Annotated in this window: 17 protein-coding genes; 12 read left to right on the forward strand and 5 right to left on the reverse strand. The window is 66.6% G+C overall.

Going from position 1 to position 21295, the window contains the following annotated elements:
• Positions 1–97 precede the first annotated feature (97 nt).
• On the forward strand, positions 98–1771 hold the full coding sequence (ettA, locus tag HH308_RS00160; RefSeq protein ID WP_170192152.1) for an energy-dependent translational throttle protein EttA: 1674 nt from the start codon (positions 98–100) through the stop codon (positions 1769–1771).
• A gap of 13 nt (positions 1772–1784) precedes the next feature.
• Here ettA and HH308_RS00165 read toward each other — a convergent pair whose 3' ends face one another.
• Positions 1785–2651 (reverse strand): LysR family transcriptional regulator, encoded by an 867-nt coding sequence (locus tag HH308_RS00165; RefSeq protein ID WP_170192153.1) that lies wholly within the window; start codon positions 2649–2651, stop codon positions 1785–1787.
• A 70-nt stretch (positions 2652–2721) separates the two neighbouring features.
• Here HH308_RS00165 and HH308_RS00170 point away from each other — a divergent pair, with 70 nt between their 5' ends.
• The 4 genes from HH308_RS00170 to HH308_RS00185 all read left to right on the forward strand — a co-directional run bounded on the left by HH308_RS00170 (position 2722) and on the right by HH308_RS00185 (position 9133).
• Positions 2722–3081, forward strand: coding sequence for a nuclear transport factor 2 family protein (locus HH308_RS00170; RefSeq protein WP_170192154.1), 360 nt, complete (start codon positions 2722–2724; stop codon positions 3079–3081).
• Between the two features lie 172 nt (positions 3082–3253).
• A complete protein-coding gene (locus tag HH308_RS00175; RefSeq protein ID WP_170192155.1) occupies positions 3254–7927 on the forward strand; it encodes an NAD-glutamate dehydrogenase in 4674 nt (1557 codons plus the stop codon).
• 53 nt (positions 7928–7980) lie between these two features.
• Positions 7981–8448 (forward strand): acyl-CoA thioesterase, encoded by a 468-nt coding sequence (locus tag HH308_RS00180; RefSeq protein ID WP_312870231.1) that lies wholly within the window; start codon positions 7981–7983, stop codon positions 8446–8448.
• Complete coding sequence (locus tag HH308_RS00185; protein WP_170192156.1) at positions 8441–9133, forward strand: DUF8010 domain-containing protein; 693 nt, start codon at positions 8441–8443, stop codon at positions 9131–9133. The genes HH308_RS00180 and HH308_RS00185 overlap by 8 nt, the downstream gene beginning before the upstream one ends.
• A gap of 91 nt (positions 9134–9224) precedes the next feature.
• On the opposite strand, the gene HH308_RS00190 is transcribed toward HH308_RS00185, so the two are convergent.
• Positions 9225–10874 carry a glycoside hydrolase family 13 protein gene (locus tag HH308_RS00190; RefSeq protein WP_170192157.1) on the reverse strand — a complete coding sequence of 550 codons (1650 nt, stop codon included), beginning with the start codon at positions 10872–10874 and terminating at the stop codon, positions 9225–9227.
• Between the two features lie 9 nt (positions 10875–10883).
• Positions 10884–11312 carry a globin gene (locus HH308_RS00195; protein ID WP_170192158.1) on the reverse strand — a complete coding sequence of 143 codons (429 nt, stop codon included), beginning with the start codon at positions 11310–11312 and terminating at the stop codon, positions 10884–10886.
• A 204-nt stretch (positions 11313–11516) separates the two neighbouring features.
• Between HH308_RS00195 and HH308_RS00200 the strand changes: the two genes are divergently transcribed.
• The 3 genes from HH308_RS00200 (at position 11517) to HH308_RS00210 (ending at position 12895) form a co-directional block, all read left to right on the forward strand.
• Positions 11517–12065 (forward strand): HNH endonuclease, encoded by a 549-nt coding sequence (locus HH308_RS00200; protein ID WP_170192159.1) that lies wholly within the window; start codon positions 11517–11519, stop codon positions 12063–12065.
• Between the two features lie 118 nt (positions 12066–12183).
• Complete coding sequence (gene ctaJ / locus HH308_RS00205; protein ID WP_170192160.1) at positions 12184–12432, forward strand: aa3-type cytochrome oxidase subunit CtaJ; 249 nt, start codon at positions 12184–12186, stop codon at positions 12430–12432.
• Entirely contained in the window at positions 12404–12895 is a 492-nt protein-coding gene (locus HH308_RS00210) for a DUF5130 domain-containing protein (RefSeq protein WP_170192161.1), read from the forward strand. The genes ctaJ and HH308_RS00210 overlap by 29 nt, the downstream gene beginning before the upstream one ends.
• 64 nt (positions 12896–12959) lie before the next feature.
• Here HH308_RS00210 and HH308_RS00215 read toward each other — a convergent pair whose 3' ends face one another.
• Complete coding sequence (locus HH308_RS00215) at positions 12960–14327, reverse strand: cation:dicarboxylate symporter family transporter (RefSeq protein ID WP_170192162.1); 1368 nt, start codon at positions 14325–14327, stop codon at positions 12960–12962.
• Between the two features lie 109 nt (positions 14328–14436).
• Here HH308_RS00215 and HH308_RS00220 point away from each other — a divergent pair, with 109 nt between their 5' ends.
• Together HH308_RS00220 and HH308_RS00225 are read left to right on the forward strand one after the other, a co-directional pair.
• Positions 14437–16008 carry a sensor histidine kinase gene (locus tag HH308_RS00220; protein ID WP_170192163.1) on the forward strand — a complete coding sequence of 524 codons (1572 nt, stop codon included), beginning with the start codon at positions 14437–14439 and terminating at the stop codon, positions 16006–16008.
• Positions 16005–16697: a response regulator gene (locus HH308_RS00225; RefSeq protein ID WP_170192164.1), complete on the forward strand. Its 693-nt coding sequence runs from the start codon at positions 16005–16007 to the stop codon at positions 16695–16697. The genes HH308_RS00220 and HH308_RS00225 overlap by 4 nt, the downstream gene beginning before the upstream one ends.
• A 13-nt stretch (positions 16698–16710) precedes the next feature.
• Here the strand turns inward: HH308_RS00225 and pepN are convergent, their stop codons facing one another.
• On the reverse strand, positions 16711–19287 hold the full coding sequence (pepN, locus tag HH308_RS00230) for an aminopeptidase N (protein WP_170192165.1): 2577 nt from the start codon (positions 19285–19287) through the stop codon (positions 16711–16713).
• A 54-nt stretch (positions 19288–19341) separates the two neighbouring features.
• Between pepN and HH308_RS00235 the strand changes: the two genes are divergently transcribed.
• Positions 19342–20031, forward strand: coding sequence for a VIT1/CCC1 transporter family protein (locus HH308_RS00235; RefSeq protein ID WP_170192166.1), 690 nt, complete (start codon positions 19342–19344; stop codon positions 20029–20031).
• Positions 20032–20121: 90 nt separating this feature from the next.
• Positions 20122–21273 (forward strand): N(2)-acetyl-L-2,4-diaminobutanoate deacetylase DoeB2, encoded by a 1152-nt coding sequence (gene doeB2, locus HH308_RS00240; protein ID WP_170192167.1) that lies wholly within the window; start codon positions 20122–20124, stop codon positions 21271–21273.
• Positions 21274–21295: the final 22 nt, after the last annotated feature.

The following is a 21295-nucleotide window of genomic DNA, read 5'->3' on the forward strand; positions in this document are numbered from 1 at the left end:
AGACGACCGGGCCATCTGCGGGTTCGCCACGACGCGGCGTCCAGTGCGGCACCGGCAGACGCGACAATCACGTAACAGCAGGTCAGAGGAGTTTGGTGTGGCAGAGTTCATTTATACGATGAAGAAGGTGCGCAAGGCGCACGGCGACAAGGTGATCCTCGACGATGTCACGATGTCGTTCTACCCGGGCGCCAAGATCGGCGTCGTCGGTCCCAACGGCGCGGGTAAGTCGTCGATCCTCAAGATCATGGCCGGCATCGATCAGCCGTCCAACGGCGAAGCCTTCCTCGACCCGCAGGCGACCGTCGGCATCCTGCTGCAGGAGCCGCCGCTCAACGAAGAGAAGACGGTCAAGCAGAACGTCGAAGAGGGCATGGGCGAGATCAAGGTGAAGCTGGACCGCTTCAACGAGGTCGCCGAGCTGATGGCCACCGACTACTCCGACGAGCTCATGGAGGAGATGGGCAAGCTCCAGGAAGATCTGGACAACGCCGACGCCTGGGATCTCGACTCGCAGCTCGAACAGGCCATGGATGCGCTGCGCTGCCCGCCCGGCGACTCACCGGTCACGCACCTCTCCGGTGGTGAACGACGCCGCGTCGCACTGTGCAAGCTGCTGCTGCAGAAGCCCGACCTGCTTCTCCTCGACGAGCCCACCAACCACCTCGACGCCGAGTCGGTGCTGTGGCTGGAGCAGTTCCTGGCCAGCTACCCGGGTGCTGTCCTCGCCGTCACCCACGACCGCTACTTCCTCGACCACGTCGCCGGCTGGATCTGCGAGGTCGACCGCGGCAAGCTGCACCCGTACGAGGGCAACTACTCCACCTACCTGGAGAAGAAGGCCGAGCGCCTCGAAGTGCAGGGCAAGAAGGATCAGAAGCTCCAGAAGCGCCTGAAGGAAGAGCTCGCCTGGGTCCGGTCGGGCGCCAAGGCCCGGCAGACAAAAAACAAGGCTCGCCTCGCCCGCTACGACGAGATGGTCGCCGAAGCGGAGAAGACGAGGAAGCTCGACTTCGAGGAGATCCAGATCCCGACGCCACCGCGCCTGGGCGACGTCGTCGTGGAGGTGTCGCATCTGGACAAGGGCTTCGACGGTCGCGTCCTCATCAAGGACCTGTCATTCACGTTGCCGCGCAACGGAATCGTCGGCGTCATCGGCCCCAACGGTGTGGGTAAGACCACGCTGTTCAAGACCATCGTCGGCCTGGAGGATCCGGACTCGGGCACCGTCAAGGTCGGCGACACCGTCAAACTCAGCTACGTCGACCAGTCTCGTGCCAACATCGACCCGAAGAAGACGGTGTGGGAGGTCGTGTCCGACGGCCTGGATTACATCGAGGTCGGCCAGAACGAGATGCCCTCGCGCGCCTACGTCAGCGCCTTCGGGTTCAAGGGGCCGGATCAGCAGAAGCGGTCGGAGGTGCTCTCCGGCGGTGAGCGCAACCGACTCAACCTGGCGCTCACCCTCAAAGAGGGCGGCAACCTCATCCTGCTCGACGAACCGACCAACGACCTCGACGTCGAGACCCTCGGTTCGCTGGAGAACGCGCTTGAGCAGTTCCCCGGCTGCGCCGTCGTGATCAGCCACGACCGGTGGTTCCTCGACCGCACCTGTACCCACATCCTCGCGTGGGAAGGCAACGTCGAAGAGGGACAGTGGTTCTGGTTCGAGGGCAACTTCGAGGCCTATGAGGCGAACAAGGTGGAACGCCTCGGCGCCGACGCCGCGCGTCCGCACCGCGTCACCCACCGCAAGCTGACCCGCGACTGATCGCGACCGGCCACTACCCGACGAGCCGGGTGCGCAGCGTCTGGGCGAATGCCCGCGCCGCCGCACCCGGCTCGATCCGTGTGGCCAGCGAGAGCGAGGTGTGTGCGGCACCGTCGACGTCGACGCGAATCAGCGGCTCGCCGATCATCGACGCCGACAGCACCGCTACTCCGGCCCCCTGGGCCGCCAACGCCAGCGCGGCGTCCGGGGAGTAGACCTCGACTGCCGGAGTGATCGCTATTCCCGTTGCGGCGCAAGTCTTTTCGAGGGCGGTGCGGACACCCGTGCCCGACGGCAGGGTCAGTACGTGCTCGTCTGCCAGCTCGGCCGCGGTGATCGACGCCCGGCGTGCCCAGGCGTGATCACCGGCCACTGCGACGGCGAGCGGCTCGTCGACGACGGTGCTGACATCGAACGAGGCCGACAGCGGATCGGCATGGGCCACCAACGCGACGTCGAGCGTGCCCGCGGTGAGGGCGGCGATCAGGTCGACCGAGTTGCCCTCACTCGCGGTCACGACGACGCCGGGGTGCGCCCGCCGGAACTCGGCGAACGCATTGAGATAGCCGGGGATGGTGCACCCGATGACCGTTCCGATTCGAACCTGTCCGCGCGTGACTCCCACCAGGTCGTCGGCGACGGTTCTGATTCGCGCTACCGCGTCGAGCGCCGATTGCACGTGTCCGAGCAGGGCGTCGCCCTCCGGCGTGGGTGTCGCGATGCGTGATCCGCGCTCGAACAAGCGCACACCGAGCTCTCGCTCCAGCTTCGCCACCTGCGCCGACACTCCCGACTGGCTGATATGCAGGATGTCCGCCGCAGCGGTGAACGACCCCTGTCGCGCCACCTCCGTCGCGTAGCGCAGCTGGTGGATTTCCATAACTGATGATTCTACATTCCAGAATAACCAGCTGTTAGACATATGGACTGCGAGTGACCACGATGGAGACATGACAACAACAGCAACGCTCACTCCGCGTCAGATCGCCGAACTCTACTTCGCCAGCTGGGCCGCCGGCGACCCCGAACCCCTGCGCCCCCACCTCGCCCCCGACGTCACTTTCGACGGCGTCCTCGGTTCCACTCGCGGTCCCGACGAATTCCTCGCCGGACTCGCCGGCATGTTCGCCGCGACGACCGGCAACGACGTCCTGCTGCGCCTCGCCGACGACACCGATGTCATCACCTGGTCGCAATTGCGCATCGCCGACAAGCCGCCGATGCAGGTGGCCAACTGGACCCATATCGACGCCGGGCTGATCACGGCGGTGCGAGTCACGTTCGATCCGCGCCCCATGTTCGAGGGCTGAGGCCGCACCCCGATCCGTCGGGTCGGTGTTCGACGGCGCCGCGCCGTCGACACCGCGCCAAACGTCCCACCCAACCCGTCGGTAGTCACTACGATCGCATCAAGAGGACGACCGTTCGCGGTCTGCTGTCCACACAACGACGTGATTGGCGGTAGCGGGTTTGACTTCTATTGTGCCACAAGTGATTTCGCGGTACTTCTCGGCATCGCACGGTGCTGCGGCGCCGTCGTCGGCGGATGCCGACCGGGTGCGCAGACACGTGGAGATAGCCCGTTCGCGAGTCCCCGGCGAACATCTCGTCGCCGTCGACGCACCAGGCGGCCCGCTGAACGTCTTCCTCGTCAACGACGACATGCCGTTGCTCGTCGAGGCGGTACTGACCACCGTCGAATCCCTGGGTCTGACCGTCGGGCGCGTCGACCATCCGATCTTCACCGTGTCGCGTGATTCCGACGGCGACCTCATCGATGTGGACTCCGAGTCGGGCGTGGCCGAGTCGTGGATCTCGCTCGTCGTCACTCGGGGCGGCGCGACGCTGTCGGAAGCGCAGATCGTCGACGAGCTCGCCACCGTGGTGCGCCGCGTGGCCGACGTCAACCGCGACACCCCACAGATCGTCGCGACCTTCACCGACCTCGCCGAGGGCTGCGTCGGCGGCGAGATCCGCGGCGTCGGCGACGATCAGGCCGCCCGACTCGAAGCCGCAGCGCTCATCAACTGGCTGGTCGACGGGAACTTCGTACCGCTCGGGCATCTCGAAGTCGATGCGGCCGGCGAGGAGGTCGGCACCGGCGACGGCGTCTGGTGCACCGACGCCGTCGATCACCTGCGCGACTTCACCGGTCTGTGCGGCGCCGGTCGTACCGAATTCCCGGAAGTGTCGACGGTATACCTGCCGACCGGAATCTCGCGGTCCAACTACGTGATCATGGTGCGGATCCCGGTCATCGGGTCCGCCCAGCCCGACGGCGGCCCGGGATTGGGCGGTGAGCATCACTTCGTCGGAATGCTGACCACCTTCGCCCGCCACCAGCCGCTGGTCGACATTCCCGTTCTTCGACGTCGTGCGTCGGCGGTCCTCGACAAAGCCGGCGTCGACCTCGATTCCTATGTCGGGCACAGCATGGAGGGGCACCTGGAGTCGTACCCCCTCGACGAGTTGTTCGCGACCTCGGCCGAGGAACTGTCCCGGCGGGTCGGCGGACTGCTCGATGCCGTCGCCACTCGCTCGGTGCGGGTCTTCGTCCGGGCAGATCGGGCTGGGCAGATGGTCTCGGCGATGGTCTACCTGCCGCGTGAGCGCTACACCACCGACATGCGCCTACGCGTGCAGCGCATCATCGTCGACGAATTCAGCGGCAGCGACGTCGAATACATCGGCCTCGTCACCCGATCACCGCTCGCCGCGCTGCAGGTCATGATTCACGTCCGCGCCGACTCCGACCTCGCCGAGTACGCGACCGGGGAACCCGCGCAGCGCGCGCTGCAGGATCGCCTCTCCGACGCCGTGCGCACCTGGGACGACCGGGTCATGGAGCTGTCGGTCGACGGCATCGACGCCGAACCGTGGCTGGCCGGTCTGCCGGAGAGTTATAAGGAGCAGCGCACCCCGGCCGAGGCGATCAAAGACTATGCGCACGTGGCCGGGCTGCGGCCGGGGGACATCGCAGTCGAACTCGAAGATCCGGAGAAGGTCGAGGGACGCTACACCTTCATCCTGTACCTGTGCGGTCAGTCGGCCAGTCTGACCGACATGTTGCCGCTCCTCGGCAGTATGGGGCTCGACGTCGAGGACGAATACCCGTACCACATCGTGCGGCCCGACGGCGAAGAGTGCTGGGCCTATGAATTCGGGGTACGACTCGCTCCCGGGGTCACCATCGGTCGGCGCAACCGCGACGACGTGCGGGAACGGTTCACCGCGGCCTTCGCCGCGATCTGGCGTGGCGAAGCGAGCGTCGACCCGTTCAATTCCCTTGTCCTGCAAAGCGGTCTGCAATGGCGCGGCGTCGTGATGCTGCGCGCCTATCACGCCTACCTGCGGCAATGCGGATTCGCTTACGGCGCAGCGTATGTCGCCACGGTGCTCGGTGAGCACGCCGAGCTGACCGGGCTCCTCGGCGATCTGTTCAAGGCGTCGTTCAAGCCGGACGAGGCCGACGACGACGCGCGCCGCACGGTACTCGCGCGGGTGAAGACCGAACTGAAGAAGGTGATCAGCCTCGACGCCGACCGGGTGATCTCGGCGCTGCTGTCGACGATGACGGCGACGTCACGGACCAACTTCTACGTCGAGTCCGCGCCGGTGGACCCTGACGTACAGGGCCGGGCGCTCGCATTCAAGTTGCGGCCCAGGGAGATTCCGCAGACGCCGCAGCCACGGCCGCAACATGAGATCTTCGTCTACTCGCCGCGCGTCGAGGGTGTGCACCTACGCTTCGGTGCGGTCGCGCGTGGTGGCCTGCGCTGGTCGGATCGGCCGGCCGACTTCCGCACCGAGATCCTCGGGTTGGTGAAGGCACAGGCGGTCAAGAACGCGGTCATCGTGCCGGTCGGCGCGAAAGGCGGCTTCGTGGTCAAGCGGCCGCGCGGGGCGCTGGTCGCGCCGGACGGCGTCGTCTGTTACCGCGAATTCATCGCCGCGCTGCTCTCGGTCACCGACAACATCGATCGTCGCACCGGCAGGGTGATTCCGGCGCCGTCGGTGGTGCGCCACGACGGTGACGACTCCTACCTCGTCGTCGCCGCGGACAAGGGCACCGCGCGATTCTCCGATACCGCGAATTCCGTTGCGGCACTGTATGATTTCTGGCTCGGCGATGCATTCGCATCGGGCGGCTCGGCGGGGTACGACCACAAGGCGATGGGTATCACCGCCAAGGGCGCGTGGGAATCGGTGAAACGACACTTCCGCGAGATGGGCGTCGACACACAGACCCAGGACTTCACCGTCGTCGGAGTCGGCGACATGAGCGGCGATGTCTTCGGCAACGGCATGCTGTTGTCCGAACACATTCGGCTGGTGGCGGCGTTCGACCATCGACATGTGTTCGTGGACCCGAATCCTGTTGCGGCACCGTCGTTCGCCGAGCGCAAGCGGATGTTCGCACTGCCGCGGTCGTCGTGGGCCGACTACGACACGTCGCTGATCAGCGCGGGCGGCGGCGTGTGGTCGCGCGAGCTCAAGTCGATCGAGATCTCCCCGCAGATGCGGGTGGCACTGGGTCTCGACGACGCTGTGACCGAGCTGTCGCCGCCCGACTTGATTCACGCAATCCTGTTGTCGCCCAACGACCTTCTCTGGAACGGTGGTATCGGAACCTATGTGAAGGCGTCGTTCGAGGCGAATGTCGACGTCGGCGACAAGGCCAACGATGCCATCCGCGTCAACGGAGATCAGTTGCGTGTCAAGGTCGTCGGCGAGGGAGGCAACCTCGGCGTCACCGAGCGGGGCCGCATCGAATACGACCTTTCCGGCGGCCGGATCAACACCGACGCGATGGACAACTCGGCAGGCGTCGACTGCTCCGACCACGAAGTCAACATCAAGATTCTGCTCGACTCACAGGTATCCGGCGGGCAACTGGCCGCCGCCGACCGAAATCCATTGCTGGAATCGATGACCGACGAGGTGGCGGCGTTGGTGCTCGCCGACAACGTCGCGCAGAACACCGAACTCGGCTTCTCCCGAACCCACTCGGAAACCTATGTCGAAGTGCACGCGCGGCTCCTGAAAACCCTTGCAACCGACTACGACGTGGACCTCGAACTCGAAGCGCTACCGACTCCGCTGCAACTACGACGACGGTTCGCCTCGGAGTTGCATCGTGGACTCACCTCGCCGGAGTTGGCGACCCTGATGGCGCAGGTGAAGTTGACGACGAAGGGGGAAGTGCTGGCCAGCGACGTCCCCGACAGCGATGTATTCCTCGAGCGGGTCACCCGGTACTTCCCCGAACCGTTGCAGCAGCGTTTCGCCGAGGGCATCGAGAACCATCGGCTGCGCCGCGAGATCATCACGACCACCCTCGTCAACGACGTCGTCGACCTCGCCGGCGCCACCCACGTCTTCCGGTTGGGGGAGGGGACCGGTGCGTCGACGTCGGACGGCGTGCGTGCCTACGTGGTCACCACCGAGGTGTTCGCGCTGCCCGAGCTGTGGCGACGGATCACCACCTGCGATGTCGGAACCACTGCGATCGACGAAATGCTTTTGTACTCAAGGCGATTGGTGTTCCGCGGCTCGCGGTGGATGCTTGCCTACCGTCCGCAGCCGCTGGCCATGGCGGCCGAGATCAAGCGCTATGCCGGGCGGATCGAGCGTGCGTGGAACCTGCTGCCGACCTGGCTCGGGGAGTCGTCGAAGGCCGACTTCGTGCAACGGTCGACGCGCTATCAGAACCTCGGTGTGCCACCGGAACTCGCCGACGACGTCGCGATCAGCCTGCATCGGTTCCTGCTGCTCGACATCATCGACGCCGCCGACATCGCCGAACGCGAACTCGGCGAGACAGGCGAGCTCTACTGCGCGGTGATGGAGCATCTCGGCGTCGAAGGAATGTTGACGGCGGTGTCTGATCTAGAGCACGGCGACCGTTGGCATTCGTTGGCGCGCTTGGCGTTACGCGACGACCTGCATTCGGCGCTGCGCTCGCTGACGCTGAAGATCCTGGAGCTCGGCGAGCCGTCGGAGTCGGCGGAGGAGAAGATCGCCGAGTGGGAGCTGTCGAACGCGTCGAGGTTGACCCGCGTGCGGTCGACGCTCGACGAGGTGCTGTCGTCGGGGACGCTCGACCTGGCCACCCTGTCGGTCATCACCAGGCAACTCCGTAGTGTGATCAGGTAGGTCCGCGCGATTCGCGCGCGGCCGACCGAGACACGATTCGACGAGGAGGCGCCGTGGCCGCGCTGGGGACGACCGATGAGCTCGACGACGGAGTGGTGACCGACCGCGGATACGTGGTCGCGGTCCCGGTTCGTTGGTCGGACATGGACGTTTTTCAGCACATCAACCATGCACGGATGGTGACGCTGCTGGAAGAGGCACGTATCCCGTGGCTCTTCTACGACGAGCGGCCGACGGCGTCGATGCGCGCGGGCTGTCTCGTCGCCGACCTGCACGTCAAGTACCAGGGGCAGTTGCGTCACGACGAGGGACCGATCGAGGTCACGATGAGCGTCGACAAGGTCCGTGCGGTGGACTTCGTCGTCAGCTACGAGGTGCGGGCGCGAGGAGCCGATCCGGCGTCGAAGCCCGCGGTGGTGGCGTCGACGCAGTTGGTGTCCTTCGACATCGACACGCAGCGCCCGCGCCGGATGACGGCCGAGGAGAAGGACTACCTGAGCTCGTTCATCCGCAATGACTGAGGCCCCCGAGCGGTTCATCGCGATTCCCGGTGACGAACGCGCCGACGCGGCAGCGTTTCTGGCCCGAGCACTGCGTCAGGACGAGGCAGCGGTGGTCCGGCTCAAAGAACGGGCGGACGGTCGGATCGGGTTGTGGGTGAGCACCGGCTTCGAGGTGCTGGCCACCCGGTCGGTCATCGGCTCATGCCGGCCCGGCGATCTGGTGTGCGACGCATCATCGTTGCGTGCCTCGCTGGAAAGCGCTGTGACGTTCATCGATCCGGGCTTCGCGATGGACAGCGCGTGGCGCGGCGCGTTGCCGGCGACGTCGGGGTTCGGACACGTCGACGACGTACCCGTGCGCGCGATAGTCGAATTGTCGCGCCGCGGAGCGGTATTGGCGCGAACCGAGGGGAGCGGCCACGGTCCGGCGACCGGTCTCCTCGATCAGGTGGTGCTCGAGGTGTCGGCGTCGGGCGATGCCGAATCGGTTGGGGTGCAACTGCGTTCGCTGTTCGCGTTGACGGCGATGGGCTTCGTGCGCGACCGCGACCATCGCGAGATCACCGACGTCTCACCGCTCGACGCCATCGCCGAGCGAGAGCCACTACGCGTACGCGCCAGCGCCACCTGGGTGCGGCTGGACGCGCGGTTCGGGTCGGTGTACCAACGTCGGGCCGACCAGTTCTCAGTGATGGTGTTGTAGGCGGCGGCGTGCTGTGGTGTTGGCTCGCTCCCCGAGTGTCGGGCGGGTCGTGCTGTGGTATTGCCTCCCTCGGGGAGCCGAGGGATGGCGCCTACCCCGCCAACCACGCCGCCGCGTTCGGCGCGAGTTCGCCGTTGATCAGCGGGGCACTCGACAACAACACCTCGCCCGGGGGCAGCGCCACCGGATGGTCGTTGGTGTTCAGCGCGCACACCAGGTGGCCGCCGGTGCGACGGAATGCCAGGCAGCCCTCCGGTGCGCCGTACCATTCGATCGCGTCGCCGTCGGATTGCTTGCGCTCGTACCGCAGTTCGATGGCACGGCGGTAGAGCGACAACGTCGAGTCGACGTTCTCCAACTGCGCTTCGACGGTCAACGACGCCCAGTCCTGCGGAATCGGCAGCCACGTCATCGAGCCGGTCGTGAAGCCGAACGGCGCGGCGCTGCCCTCCCACGGCAACGGCACACGGCATCCGTCGCGCCCGCGCTCGGTGTGTCCGGACCGTTCCCACACCGGGTCTTGGAGCACCTCGTCGGGCAGGTCGACGTTGGGCAGTCCCAACTCCTCGCCGTTGTAGATGAAGATCGACCCGGGCAGGGCGAATTCGACGAGTGCCATCGCGCGCGCACGTTCGATGCCCACGCGCAGATCGCCGCTCTCGCCGGCGTAGCGGGTCACCTCGCGCTCGACGTCGTGATTCGACAGCGTCCACGTCGGAGCGCCCTGGACCGACGCCACCGAGGCCAGCGAATTGTCGATCGCCGTGCGGATCTCGTCGACGTCGAACTCCGCCTTGGCGAGCCGGAAGTTGAAGCCCAGGTGGAGCTCGTCGTGCCGGATGTAGTCGGCGAACGCCACGTTGTCGTCCACCCAGATCTCGCCGACGTTGCCGGCCGACGGGTAGTCGTTCATCACCTCCCGGATCTTGCGGTGGATGGCGTGGACACCCGGGTTGTTGAAGCGCAGATCGTTGTCGTCGTTGACGAGCAGGCCGACCGTCGAGAGATCCATGTCGGGCAGGCCGTCCGGCTTGGCCATGCCGTGCGCGACGTCGATGCGGAATCCGTCGACGCCGCGGTCCAGCCAGAAGCGCAACGTGCGGGCGAGGTCGTCGAAGACCTCCGGGTTGTCCCAGTTCAAATCGGGCTGCTCGCGGGCGAAGATGTGCAGGTACCACTGGCCGGGTGTGCCGTCGGCCTCGGTGACCCTGGTCCACGCGGGTCCGCCGAAGACGCTCGGCCAGTTGTTCGGCGGCTGCGACCCGCCGGGACCGCGGCCCTCGCGGAAGATGTAGCGGGCGCGCGCGGCCGAACCGGGTGGGGACGCGAGAGCCTCGACGAACCACGGATGCTGATCACTCGTGTGATTGGGGACCAAGTCCATGGTCACCCGGATCTCCCGCTCATGCGCCGCGGCGACGAGCGCATCGAAGGTTGCGAGGTCACCGAAGAGCGGGTCGATGTCGCGGGGATTCGACACGTCGTAGCCGTGGTCGGCCATCGGCGACGCCATTACCGGGCTCAGCCAGATGGCGTCGACGCCGAGCAATTCCAGATAGCCGAGCCGGTTGATCACGCCGCCGAGATCGCCGACACCGTCGCCGTTGCTGTCGGCGAACGAGCGGGGATAGATCTGGTAGAAGACGGCATTGCGCCACCACGAGGTGCTGTCGTCGAGTTGGCCGATTCGGGCAGCAAGGTCACTCGGGTCGGTGTTCTTGCTGGGGACCACGTTGCTCATGGGACTCAACTATAAGGGGCTGTTCACCAGTGAGTTGGCCGCCATCTCCATGTAGTCGAGCAGTGCCGTACGGTGCTTGTCGTCGAGCGTGGCCGCGTCGATCGACGCGATCGCGATGTGCATGCAGCGCAGCCAGGCGTCGCGTTCGAGCGGTCCGACGTGGTACGGGACGTGCCTCATTCGCAGGCGCGGATGGCCGCGTTCGTCGGAATAGGTGTGCGGGCCACCCCAATACTGTTCGAGGAACATCCGCAGGCGCCGCTCGGCGGGCCCGAGATCTTCTTCCGGGTAGAGCGGGCGCAGCAGCTCGTCCTTGGCGACTTCTTCATAGAATCGGGCGGTGAGCTGGGCAAAGGTCGGTGCACCGCCGACCTCGTCGTAGAAGGTCGCGGGCGACTTTGCGGGCTGGATTCCGCTGGGCTGGCTCACAGCAGCCATTGTGTCACTGCGGCCGCCGCGGGGTCGGAGGGCAGGTGGGTCGCGGCGTCGACGCCGAGGACTGGCAACCCCGTGTTCACGCAATCGACCTGCGACGACACGAAGAATTGTCGTGCCCGGTGCGCTGAGATGTGTTTCGATGGATTGCGTCCAACAGTTTGGGATCTGGAATTTCCCGACTTGAACAAACGTGGAGGACGAAACGTGCGAAGTGCTTCTTGGGAACGGAGCGCGTGGGGGCGGCAGAAGGTCTTACTGCTCAACGCCACCTACGAACCGTTGACCGTCGTCACCATTCGGCGTGCCGTCGTGCTCGTATTGCGCGACCGGGCCGAGATCATCCACGGTGATTACGGCGCACACGGCGTACTGCACTCGGCCGACGTATCGCTTCCGACGCCGTCGGTGATTCGCCTGACCAGTTACGTCCGGGTGCCCTATCGCGCGGTCATTCCGATGACGCGGGCGGCGTTGATGTATCGCGACAGCTCCCGGTGTGGATATTGCGGCGCCAAGGCGACAACCATCGACCATGTCATCCCGCGCAGCCGGGGCGGGCGTAACACGTGGGACAACTGTGTCGCCTGCTGCACCGGCTGCAACCATCGCAAGGCCGACAAACTTCTCAGCGAACTGGGCTGGCGGCTGGCCGTCACGCCGGCCGCGCCGCGGGGCCGACACTGGCGGCTCATCGCCTCGATCAAGGACATCGACCCTGCCTGGGAGCCCTATATCGACGCCGGTGCGGCCTGATCTTTCGACGACGCCACGCGAGAGCACCCTTCGTGAGTCGTGGCCGCGACTTTGCGATAGATTGACTACGATGTTCTGTCGTAGACAGGACCGTTACTGACGACCGGAAGGGTGGACGATGGACGACCTCATTGTTCCCATCGGATTACCGATCACCATCGCGGTGCTCGTGTCCGTCGCGCTGTGCGTGATCTCAATGGCTTTCTCCCGTGGGGTGAAGTACCCGGCGGTGCAGCAGTACACCCTCGGCGAGACGTGGACGCACAGCCCGTTGCTGTTCAGCGCGACCGCGATTGCGCCGATGGCGTTGGCGTCGCACGCCGAGGCGACCGATGTGGATGGAGGTTCGGCAAGTGGCAAGTGGTGACCATCACGACGTCGTAGCGGTCGACCCGGCGTCGCTGCCGTTGGGAGCCGTCGTGACCAACAGCGGCCGCATCTCAGCCGCGCGTACCCCGGGCCAGTCCCCGACGACCCCGCCGTTCAGCAAGGACGAGCTCATCGGCCTCGACGACGCGCTCAAGGACGCGAGCGAGAAGGCCGAGGTGCGCTTCTCGGTATACATCGGCGACCTCGGCGCCGACCCGGTAGCCGGTGCGCGCGCCCAGCTCGCCAACGCCCCCGAGCCCGCCCACGGAGCACTCATCGCCGTGTCGCCCAACTCCAAGGACATCGCGATCGTGTCCGGCAGCAACGTCGCCGGCCGCGTCAACGACCGCGTCGCCCAGCTCGGGGTGACCGCGGCGGTACCCTCGTTCCGCAACGGTGACCTGATCGACGGCATCATCGCCGCGCTGCGGGTGATGGCCACTGCGGCCGTCGCGCCGTAACTCCGCGTACCCGAACAGCTCAGCCCCGACCATCGGTCGGGGCTGAGCCGTTTTCATCCGGTTCTCAGTGAGCTGCGACGACCGGTGGCGCCTCGTCGGCGGTCTCCTCGTCGACCATGTCGGTCTCGTCGAACGGCAGCCGGCCCGACAGCACCTCCTCGACACGGGCCTTGTCGACGGTGTGCGTCCACGATCCGACGAGCAGCGTGGCGACGGCGTTGCCGGAGAAGTTGGTCAGGGCGCGTGCCTCGGACATGAACCGGTCGATGCCGACGATCAGTCCGACGCCGTCGAGCATTTCCGGTCGATGCGCCTGCAGCCCGCCGGCGAGGGTCGCGAGGCCGGCGCCGCTGACGCCCGCGGCGCCCTTGGACGCGATGATCATGAACGCCAGCAGGCCGATCTGTTCGCCGATCGACAGCGGATCACCCATCGCATCGGCGATGAAGATCGAGGCCATGGTCAGGTAGATGGCGGTGCCGTCGAGGTTGAACGAATATCCGGTCGGCACCACGACGCCGACGGTGGTCTTCTCCACGCCGAGGTGTTCCATCTTGGCGATGAGCCGCGGCAGCGCCGACTCCGACGACGACGTCGCGACGATCAACAGGTACTCCCGCGCCAGGTAGCGGGCCAGTTTGAAGATCGACACCCCGGTCGAGGTCTTCAAGATCACGCCGAGCACGCCGAACACGAAGATCAGGCAGGTGATGTAGAACGCCATCATCAGCACCAGAAGCTGTTGTACCGCAGCCCATCCCGTCTGTCCGACGACGCCGGCGATCGCGCCGAAGGCGCCGATCGGAGCCACCCAGAGCACCATCGTCAGGACCTTGAAGACCAGTTTCTGGAAGTACGACACGGCGGTGAGGATCGGTTCGCCGGTGCGGCCCATCGCCTGGATCGCGAAGCCGACGAGCAATGCGACGAACAGCGCCTGCAGCACGTTGCCCTCGGTGAGCGCGGACACCATCGTCTCGGGCACGATGTGCTGCACGAAATCCATGGTGCCGCCGGCCTCGTGAGCCTTCTCCGCGTATTCGGCGCCCTTACCCGCGGTGGCCGAGATGTTCAGTCCGTCACCGGGTTTGATGATGTTGCCGACGACGAGTCCGATCGCCAGCGCGATGGTCGACATGACCAGGAAGTACACGAAGGCCAGGCCGCCGACTTTGCCGACGGTGGCGGCTTTGCGCACCGAGCCGATGCCGAGCACGATGGTGCAGAAGATGACCGGTGCGATCATCATCTTGATCAGGCTGACGAAGATGGTGCCCAGAACGCTCAGGTCTTTGCCGGCTTGTGGGAAGACCAACCCCACGATCACGCCGGCGACGACGGCGACGATCACGGCGATGTACAGGAAATGAGTGCGGTCGCGGCGCTTGGCAGGTGGTGTCTGCTCGCTGCCTGCCGTGTGTTGCGCGGTCATGGGGGATACCTCTCGCGTCGGTGAACTGTCTCTGACAGGTATGAATTGTGGGGGACCGACGTGATGCGGGTCACCATTACGTTCATTAAGTTCGCAGCGGAGGTGAGTGATGCGCAGGCTGGTGCCGACGAGTCTGGCCGGGCAGGCGATGGCGCTCGCGGTGCTGGTCGTCGCGGTGCTGGTGATCGCCGCGGGCGTTCTCGCCACGCTCGACGCCCGGGCCGACGGTCAACGGGCGGCGCGGGAGGAGGTGGGTGCGGTGGCGGCGAGCATCGCCGCGGCGCCGTCGACCGCGCAGGCACTGTCGACGAGCAACCCGACGTCGGTGCTGCAGCCGATGACCGAGCGGATCAGGGCGCAGACCCAGGTCGCATTCATCACGATCATGAACCGCGATGGAATCCGCTTCACGCACACCAACCCGGCGCTGATCGGGCAACGCTATCTGGGGACCATCGACGCCCCGTTGCGCGGCGAGACGTTCACCGAGACCTATCGCGGCACGCTGGGCCCATCGATCAGGACAGTGGTGCCGATCCGCGACGCGCGCGGATCGATCGTCGGGCTGGTGTCGGTGGGGATCACCACCGACAGCCTGGCGCGCAGTTGGGAGTCGCAGATACCGCTGATCGCCGGTCTGGGCGCGGCGGCGCTGTGCTGCGCGCTCGGCGGATTGTGGCTGCTACGGCGGCGTATCAGCCGCGACACCGGAGGTCTTGCGCCACAAGAACTTCGACGCATGTACGAGCATCACGACGCCGTGCTGAGGTCGGTGCGCGAGGGGCTCGTCGTCGTCGAAGGTGGGCGTCCAGTGCTGTTCAACGACGAGGCGCGCCGACTGCTGGAGTCCGACGCCGACGACCCGCCGGACTTCCTGACCGGTGCCGATCCCATCGAGGACCGGCTCTACGTCGACGGTGCGCGAGTGCTCGTCGTCAATCGGATGCCGGTGGCGACGCGGCGCGATTCGGCGGTCGTCACCATCCGCGATCGAACCGAATTGTCGTCCACCATCGGCGAATTGGACTCGATGACGAGGTTCGCCGAAGCTCTGCGGTCGCAGGCGCACGAGTCGGCCAACCGTCTGCACACCATCATCACTCTCGTCGAGATGGGCCGGGCCGACGACGCGGTCGCGTTGGCGACCGATTCGCTCGATCTGTCGCAGCAGCTGATCGACCAGCTGGCCGAGTCGGTCGCCGAGCCCGCGCTGGTGGCACTGCTGCTGGGCAAAGTCGCGCAGGCGGGTGAACGCGGCATCGAACTACGGCTGACCGAGGATTCGCAGTTGTCCGACACCGCAACACAATTGCTGAGCACACCGGAGCTGATCACCGTGATCGGCAACCTCGTCGACAACGCGCTCGACGCCGCCGACCCGGAGGATCCGTGGGTGGAGCTGACGATCATCGGCGACGACGGGCGACTGGAAGTGGTGGTCGCCGACAGCGGCGCGGGCATGGACCCGGCGATGTTCGCTCGGGCGCAGCAACGGGGCTATTCCACCAAGTCGGGTGGTGACGAAGCGGGTCGCGGTATCGGGCTGGCGCTGGTGGCCCGCGTGGTGCGACGACACGCCGGAGCGATCGTCGCAGAGAGCACCTACGGCTCGGTGGTGCGCGTGAGAATCGATGCGGCAGGACATGTTTCGACGACGTCGAGCGGAAGGTCGGAGAAATGATCCGGGTGCTGATCGTGGAGGACGACCCGCTGATCGCTGCGGCGCACCGGGCGTATCTCGGTCGCCTCGGCGGCTTCGACGTCGTCGCGGAGGCGAACACGGCTCAGCGGGGTCTGCGGGTCGCGTCTGAGGCGTCGGCCACGTCGGCGCCCGTCGACCTGGTGCTGTTGGATCTCGGTCTGCCCGATGCACGCGGAATCGACCTGGCGTCGGCGCTGTCGGGTATCGACCCGATTCCTGACATCATCGCGATCACGGCGCAGCGTGACCTGGCGTCGGTGCGTGACGCGATGTCGCGCGGTGTGTTGCTCTACCTGCTCAAACCGTTCACCTTCGCCGCCTTCAAAGACAAGCTGGAGCAGTATCAGCGCTACCGCGACGCGACGGGCGGCGGCGGTGACGCGGTGAGCCAGCGCGACGTCGACCGAGCGCTGGCGCAATTGCGTACCGCCGACGAGAAGCGGACGGCGAAGAAGGGCGCGTCGGCCGCCACCGAAGACGCCGTCGCCCGTGCGATCCGCGACAGCGACGACGGGCTGACAGCATCGGAAGTGGCTGCGGCACTGGGCAGCTCACGCGTCACCGCGTGGCGCTACCTGGAGCGTCTGGCCGACGAGCAGACGGTCACGCGACTGACCGAATACGGCCACGCCGGCCGCCCCCAGGTGCGCTACCGGTGGGGGCGGTGAGGCGGGGTCGTGCCTATCCCGCGTCGAACGTCCGCGCCCGCAACGACCGCGCCACGCCGTCGCGGCCCTCGAGTACCAATCGGTGCAGCGCCGGCGGAATGTCGGTCGCCAGGAAGGCGTCCGCCGCGGCGAGGCCTTCGTCGGAGATCTCCCAGTGCGGGTAGAGCCCGATGACGACGGTCTGCGCGACCTCCGACGATCGGCGGGTCCACACCTGCGGTGCCGCCTGGAAATACTTCGGCAGGTACTCGCCGAGCAACCCGCCCTGACCGGGTCGGGCGAACCCTTCGACGATCGACCGGGTCGTGACGTTGGCGATGGAATCGTCGTCGACGGCCAGCGCCCACGCCGCGGCCTTCGCCGCTGCCAGCGGCCGCGACGCGCGCGCCGCAGCCGCGTGGCGAGCACCCGTGGCGGTGTTGTCGGCGGCGAGGGTGGCGTCGATGACCGGCGTCAGCTCGGGAGCCTCCGCCGACGAGTCGACGGCCCCCGCGGTCGCCAGTGCCCGCAACAACCGCCACTTGAGGTCGGTGTCGACGACCAATCCGGCCAGGCCGTGATCGGCCGGGTCGGCGCCGGAGAACAGCGCAGTGACGACCTCGGTCTCGGCATCGCCCAGCACACCGCCGAGCAGCGTGTTGACGAACGCGAGTTGATGGTCGGAACCGGCGTCGGCGCCGCGTGCCAGTTCGAGCAGCCGCGCCGAGAACGTCGGCCAGCCCTGCGACGACGCCCACGCGGGGTCGGCATAGCTTTCCAGGGCGGTGGCCGCCTGCATCAGAACTCGTTGCACCACACCGATTTCGGACTCCGCGGCGATACCGCGGCCGACCAGCTCGACGAAGTCGCGGGCCCGCATCTGGGCCTGCCGCGTCATCTCCCACGCGGCCGACCAGACGAGTGTGCGCGGCATCGGGTCGGCGATGTCGCCGATGCGCGTCGTAGCGACGGCGAGCGACTCGGCGTCGAGACGCACCGATGCATAGGTGAGGTCGTCGTCGTTGAGGAGGATCAACTGGCCGCGGTTGACGCCGACGAGGTCGGCGACGTCGGTGCGCTCGCCCTCGACGTCGAGCTCGACGCTGTGCACACGGGTCAACGCACCGTCTGCGTCGTCGTAGATGCCGATCCGCATCCGGTGCACGCGGGTCTCGCCCGCGCCGGGGGCCGCGCCCTCCTGCACGACGGTGAAGCGCGTGAAATCGCCGTTCGCGTCGAGCGTGAAGTCGGGGCGGATGACGTTGATGCCGGTGGTCTTGAGCCACTGCGCACCCCAGTCCGACAGGTCGCGCCCCGATGACTTCTCCAGTGCCGCAAGAAGATCCGCGAACGTCGCATTGCCGAACTTGTGCGTCACGAAGTAGTCGCGCAGGCCGGCCAGGAAGGGCTCCAGCCCGACGTAGGCAACGAGTTGCTTGAGCACCGAGGCACCCTTGGCGTAGGTGATGCCGTCGAAGTTGACTTCGACGGCGGCGATGTCGGGAATGTCGGCGGCGACCGGGTGCGTCGAGGGCAGCTGGTCCTGACGGTACGCCCACGACTTCTCGACGTTGGCGAAGGTGGTCCACGCGTTCTTGTACTCGGTGGCCTCGGCCTGTGAGAGCACCGAGGCGAAGGTGGCGAAGGATTCGTTGAGCCACAGGTCATCCCACCACTTCATGGTGACCAGGTCGCCGAACCACATGTGCGCCATCTCGTGCAGAACCGTCTCGGCGCGCCGCTCGTAGAGGTAGTTGGTCACGCGTGAGCGGAAGACGTAGTCCTCCAGGAAGGTCACCGCGCCCGCGTTCTCCATCGCGCCCGCGTTGAACTCGGGGACGAACAGCTGGTCGTACTTGCCGAACGCGTAGGGGATGCCGAAATTCTTGTGGTAGAACGCGAATCCCTGCTTGGTCTCGGTGAACAACCGGTCGGCGTCCATGTGCTCGGCCAGTGAGGAACGGCAGAAGATACCGAGGTCGATGGTGCCGTGCTCGTCGGTGTAGGCGTCGGTCCACTTGGTGTACGGACCGGCGATCAGCGCGATGAGGTAGGTGCTGAGCACTTCGGTGGTGGCGAAGACGTGCTGCGCGGTGCCGTCGCCGTTGTCGGTGGTCGACGCGGTGGCGCCGTTGGAGATGACCTGCCAGTCGGCGGGGGCTTTGACGGTGACGTCGAAGATCGCCTTCAGGTCGGGCTGGTCGAAGCAGGCGAACATCCGCTTGGCGTCCGCGGTCTCGAATTGCGAGTACAGGTAGACGGCGTCGTCGGTGGGGTCGACGAACCGGTGCAGGCCCTCGCCGGTGTTCGAGTAGGCGCAATCGGCAACGACGACAAGGACATTCGACTCGGCGAGACCGGGCAGCGCCAGTCCCTTCTCCTCGTCGAAGCCGCTGACGTCCAGTGCGGTGCCGTTCAGCGTCGCCGACCGCAGTGCGGGTGCGACGAGGTCGATGAAAGTATCGGTGCCGGTCGCGGAGAATTCGACGGTGGTCGTGGACCGAAACGTCTCGGGACCGGTGGTGAGGTCCAGATCGATCTGGTATCGGGCGACGTTCACGCTCGCGGCGCGTTCGGCGGCTTGGACTCGAGTCAGGTTGGGTGCGCTCACCACCGCCACTGTAGTCGGAGCGTTTGCCGTCCGGCTGCCGACTATTGTCAGTGGATGCTCAGTGTTTTGACCGGTTGGTGGGCCCGGGTCGATCCGGCGGACGTGCGCGCACGACTCACCGACGTCAATGACGGCATCATCGCCGTCGGCGGCATGGGGTTGGGGCTGGCCGGTGCGGAAGTCGCCCGACACACCGCGATCGCGGTGATCGTTCTCAGCACCGTCGTCGGTGCGATGGCGGTCTTCGGCATGCAGTTGGGCGAGGCTTTCGCCGAGCGTGAAGCCGTCGAAGAGATCGCGGCCCGTGAGCGGCGCCTCCTCGAACTGAGCCCCGACGACGAACTCGCCGAGTTGGCGGGCGTCTTCGAGGCGAAAGGCGTCTCGACGGCGACGGCCCGAGCGGTCGCCGAGGAACTGTCGGCCTCCGACGCACTGTCGGCTCAGCTCGAAATGGAGTACGGCATAAGGGAATTCATCAGCGCGCGACATGCCTGGCTGGAAGGGGCGCTGGCCGGGCTGGCATTCCTGGGCGGGGCGTCGATGCCCTTGCTGATCACCCTGCTGGTGCCGTGGAACGCCCGGGAGGGCAGTGTGGTGGCGATCGCGGCGCTGTCGTTGGTCGCCACGTCGGTGGTGCTGTCGCGGCGGGGACTGTCGCATATGTGGCTCACCGTGGGGCGGTCGGTGGTCGTCGGGCTGTCGTCGCTCGGGCTGGCCTTTCTGCTGGGGGATTGGCTGATTTAGACCCGATCGAGGAGCGGCGTCGACACACTCTCGGCGGATCGGCGCTAGGGTCGGACATAGGACGGCGTGTCGAGTGTCGAGGAGGTTGTCGTGTACGCCGAGTGGCCCGAAATGGTGGCCGACGCCATCGAGATCCGACATGACCTGCATCGACGCCCGGAAATCGCCTGGGCGGAGTTCGACACCGTCCGTACCGTCCGCCAATTGTTGACCGACTGGCGGATATCGCAGCGTCCGTGCGCGGGCACCGGGTTGATCGCGCAGTTCGCCCCCGACGCCGACGGACGTCATATCGCGCTGCGTGCCGATCTCGACGCGATGCCCATCGTCGAAGACACCGACCTCGGGTATGCGTCACAGCGCCCCGGCTTGATGCATGCCTGCGGTCACGACGGACACACCGCCACACTGCTGGTGGTGGCGAGATGGATGGCGGCACACGAAGCCGAACTGCCTGGGCCGGTGACGCTGCTGTTTCAACCCGCCGAAGAGGGCGGGCACGGGGCTCGCGAGATGATCGACGACGGCGCACTGGCCGGGGTCGACGTCGTGTTCGGCTGGCATAACTGGCCGGGTCTGCCGGTGGGTCGGGCGATCTGTCCGGACGGACCGGTCATGGCGGCCAACGGAACGTTCGAAGTTCGGCTGACCGGACGTGGCGGTCATGCCTCGCAGCCCGAAGCGACTCGCGATCCGGTGCTGGCCGCGGCGGCCGCCGTCGTCGCACTCCAGCAAGTGGTCGCCCGACGACTCGCCCCGCACACCGCGGCCGTCGTAGCGGTCACCTGGATTGCCGCGGACTCCGCGCCGACCGTCACGCCCGACGTCGCGGCGCTCGGCGGTAGCGTTCGGGTGGGGAGTACCGCCGATCGCGACCGGGTGTTCGAGCTGATCGCCGACGTCGCGCACGGAATCGCCGCGGCGCACGGCGTCGAAGCGACGGTGGAGGTGACCGCGCGGTACGGCACGACGGTGAATCACCCGTCTGCCGCCGCCGACTATCGTCGGACGCTCGCCGGTCGTCTGGGTGAGGACTGGGCCCGCCACGACGGTTTCGCGCCGGTCATGGCTTCGGAAGACTTCAGCTACTACCTTCAGCAGATTCCGGGTGCATTCGCGCTGATCGGAGCGGGCACCGACGCAGCGCCCCTGCACAACGCGCAGTACGACTTCAACGACGATCTGATCGACCCGGTCGCGCGCCTGATGGTCGACTTGGCCGGCGCCCCGGCGCCGGACTGATCGGAACTCATCCGAACCTGAC

The sequence above is a fragment of the Gordonia asplenii genome, from assembly GCF_012933505.1.
Classification (GTDB): domain Bacteria; phylum Actinomycetota; class Actinomycetes; order Mycobacteriales; family Mycobacteriaceae; genus Gordonia; species Gordonia asplenii.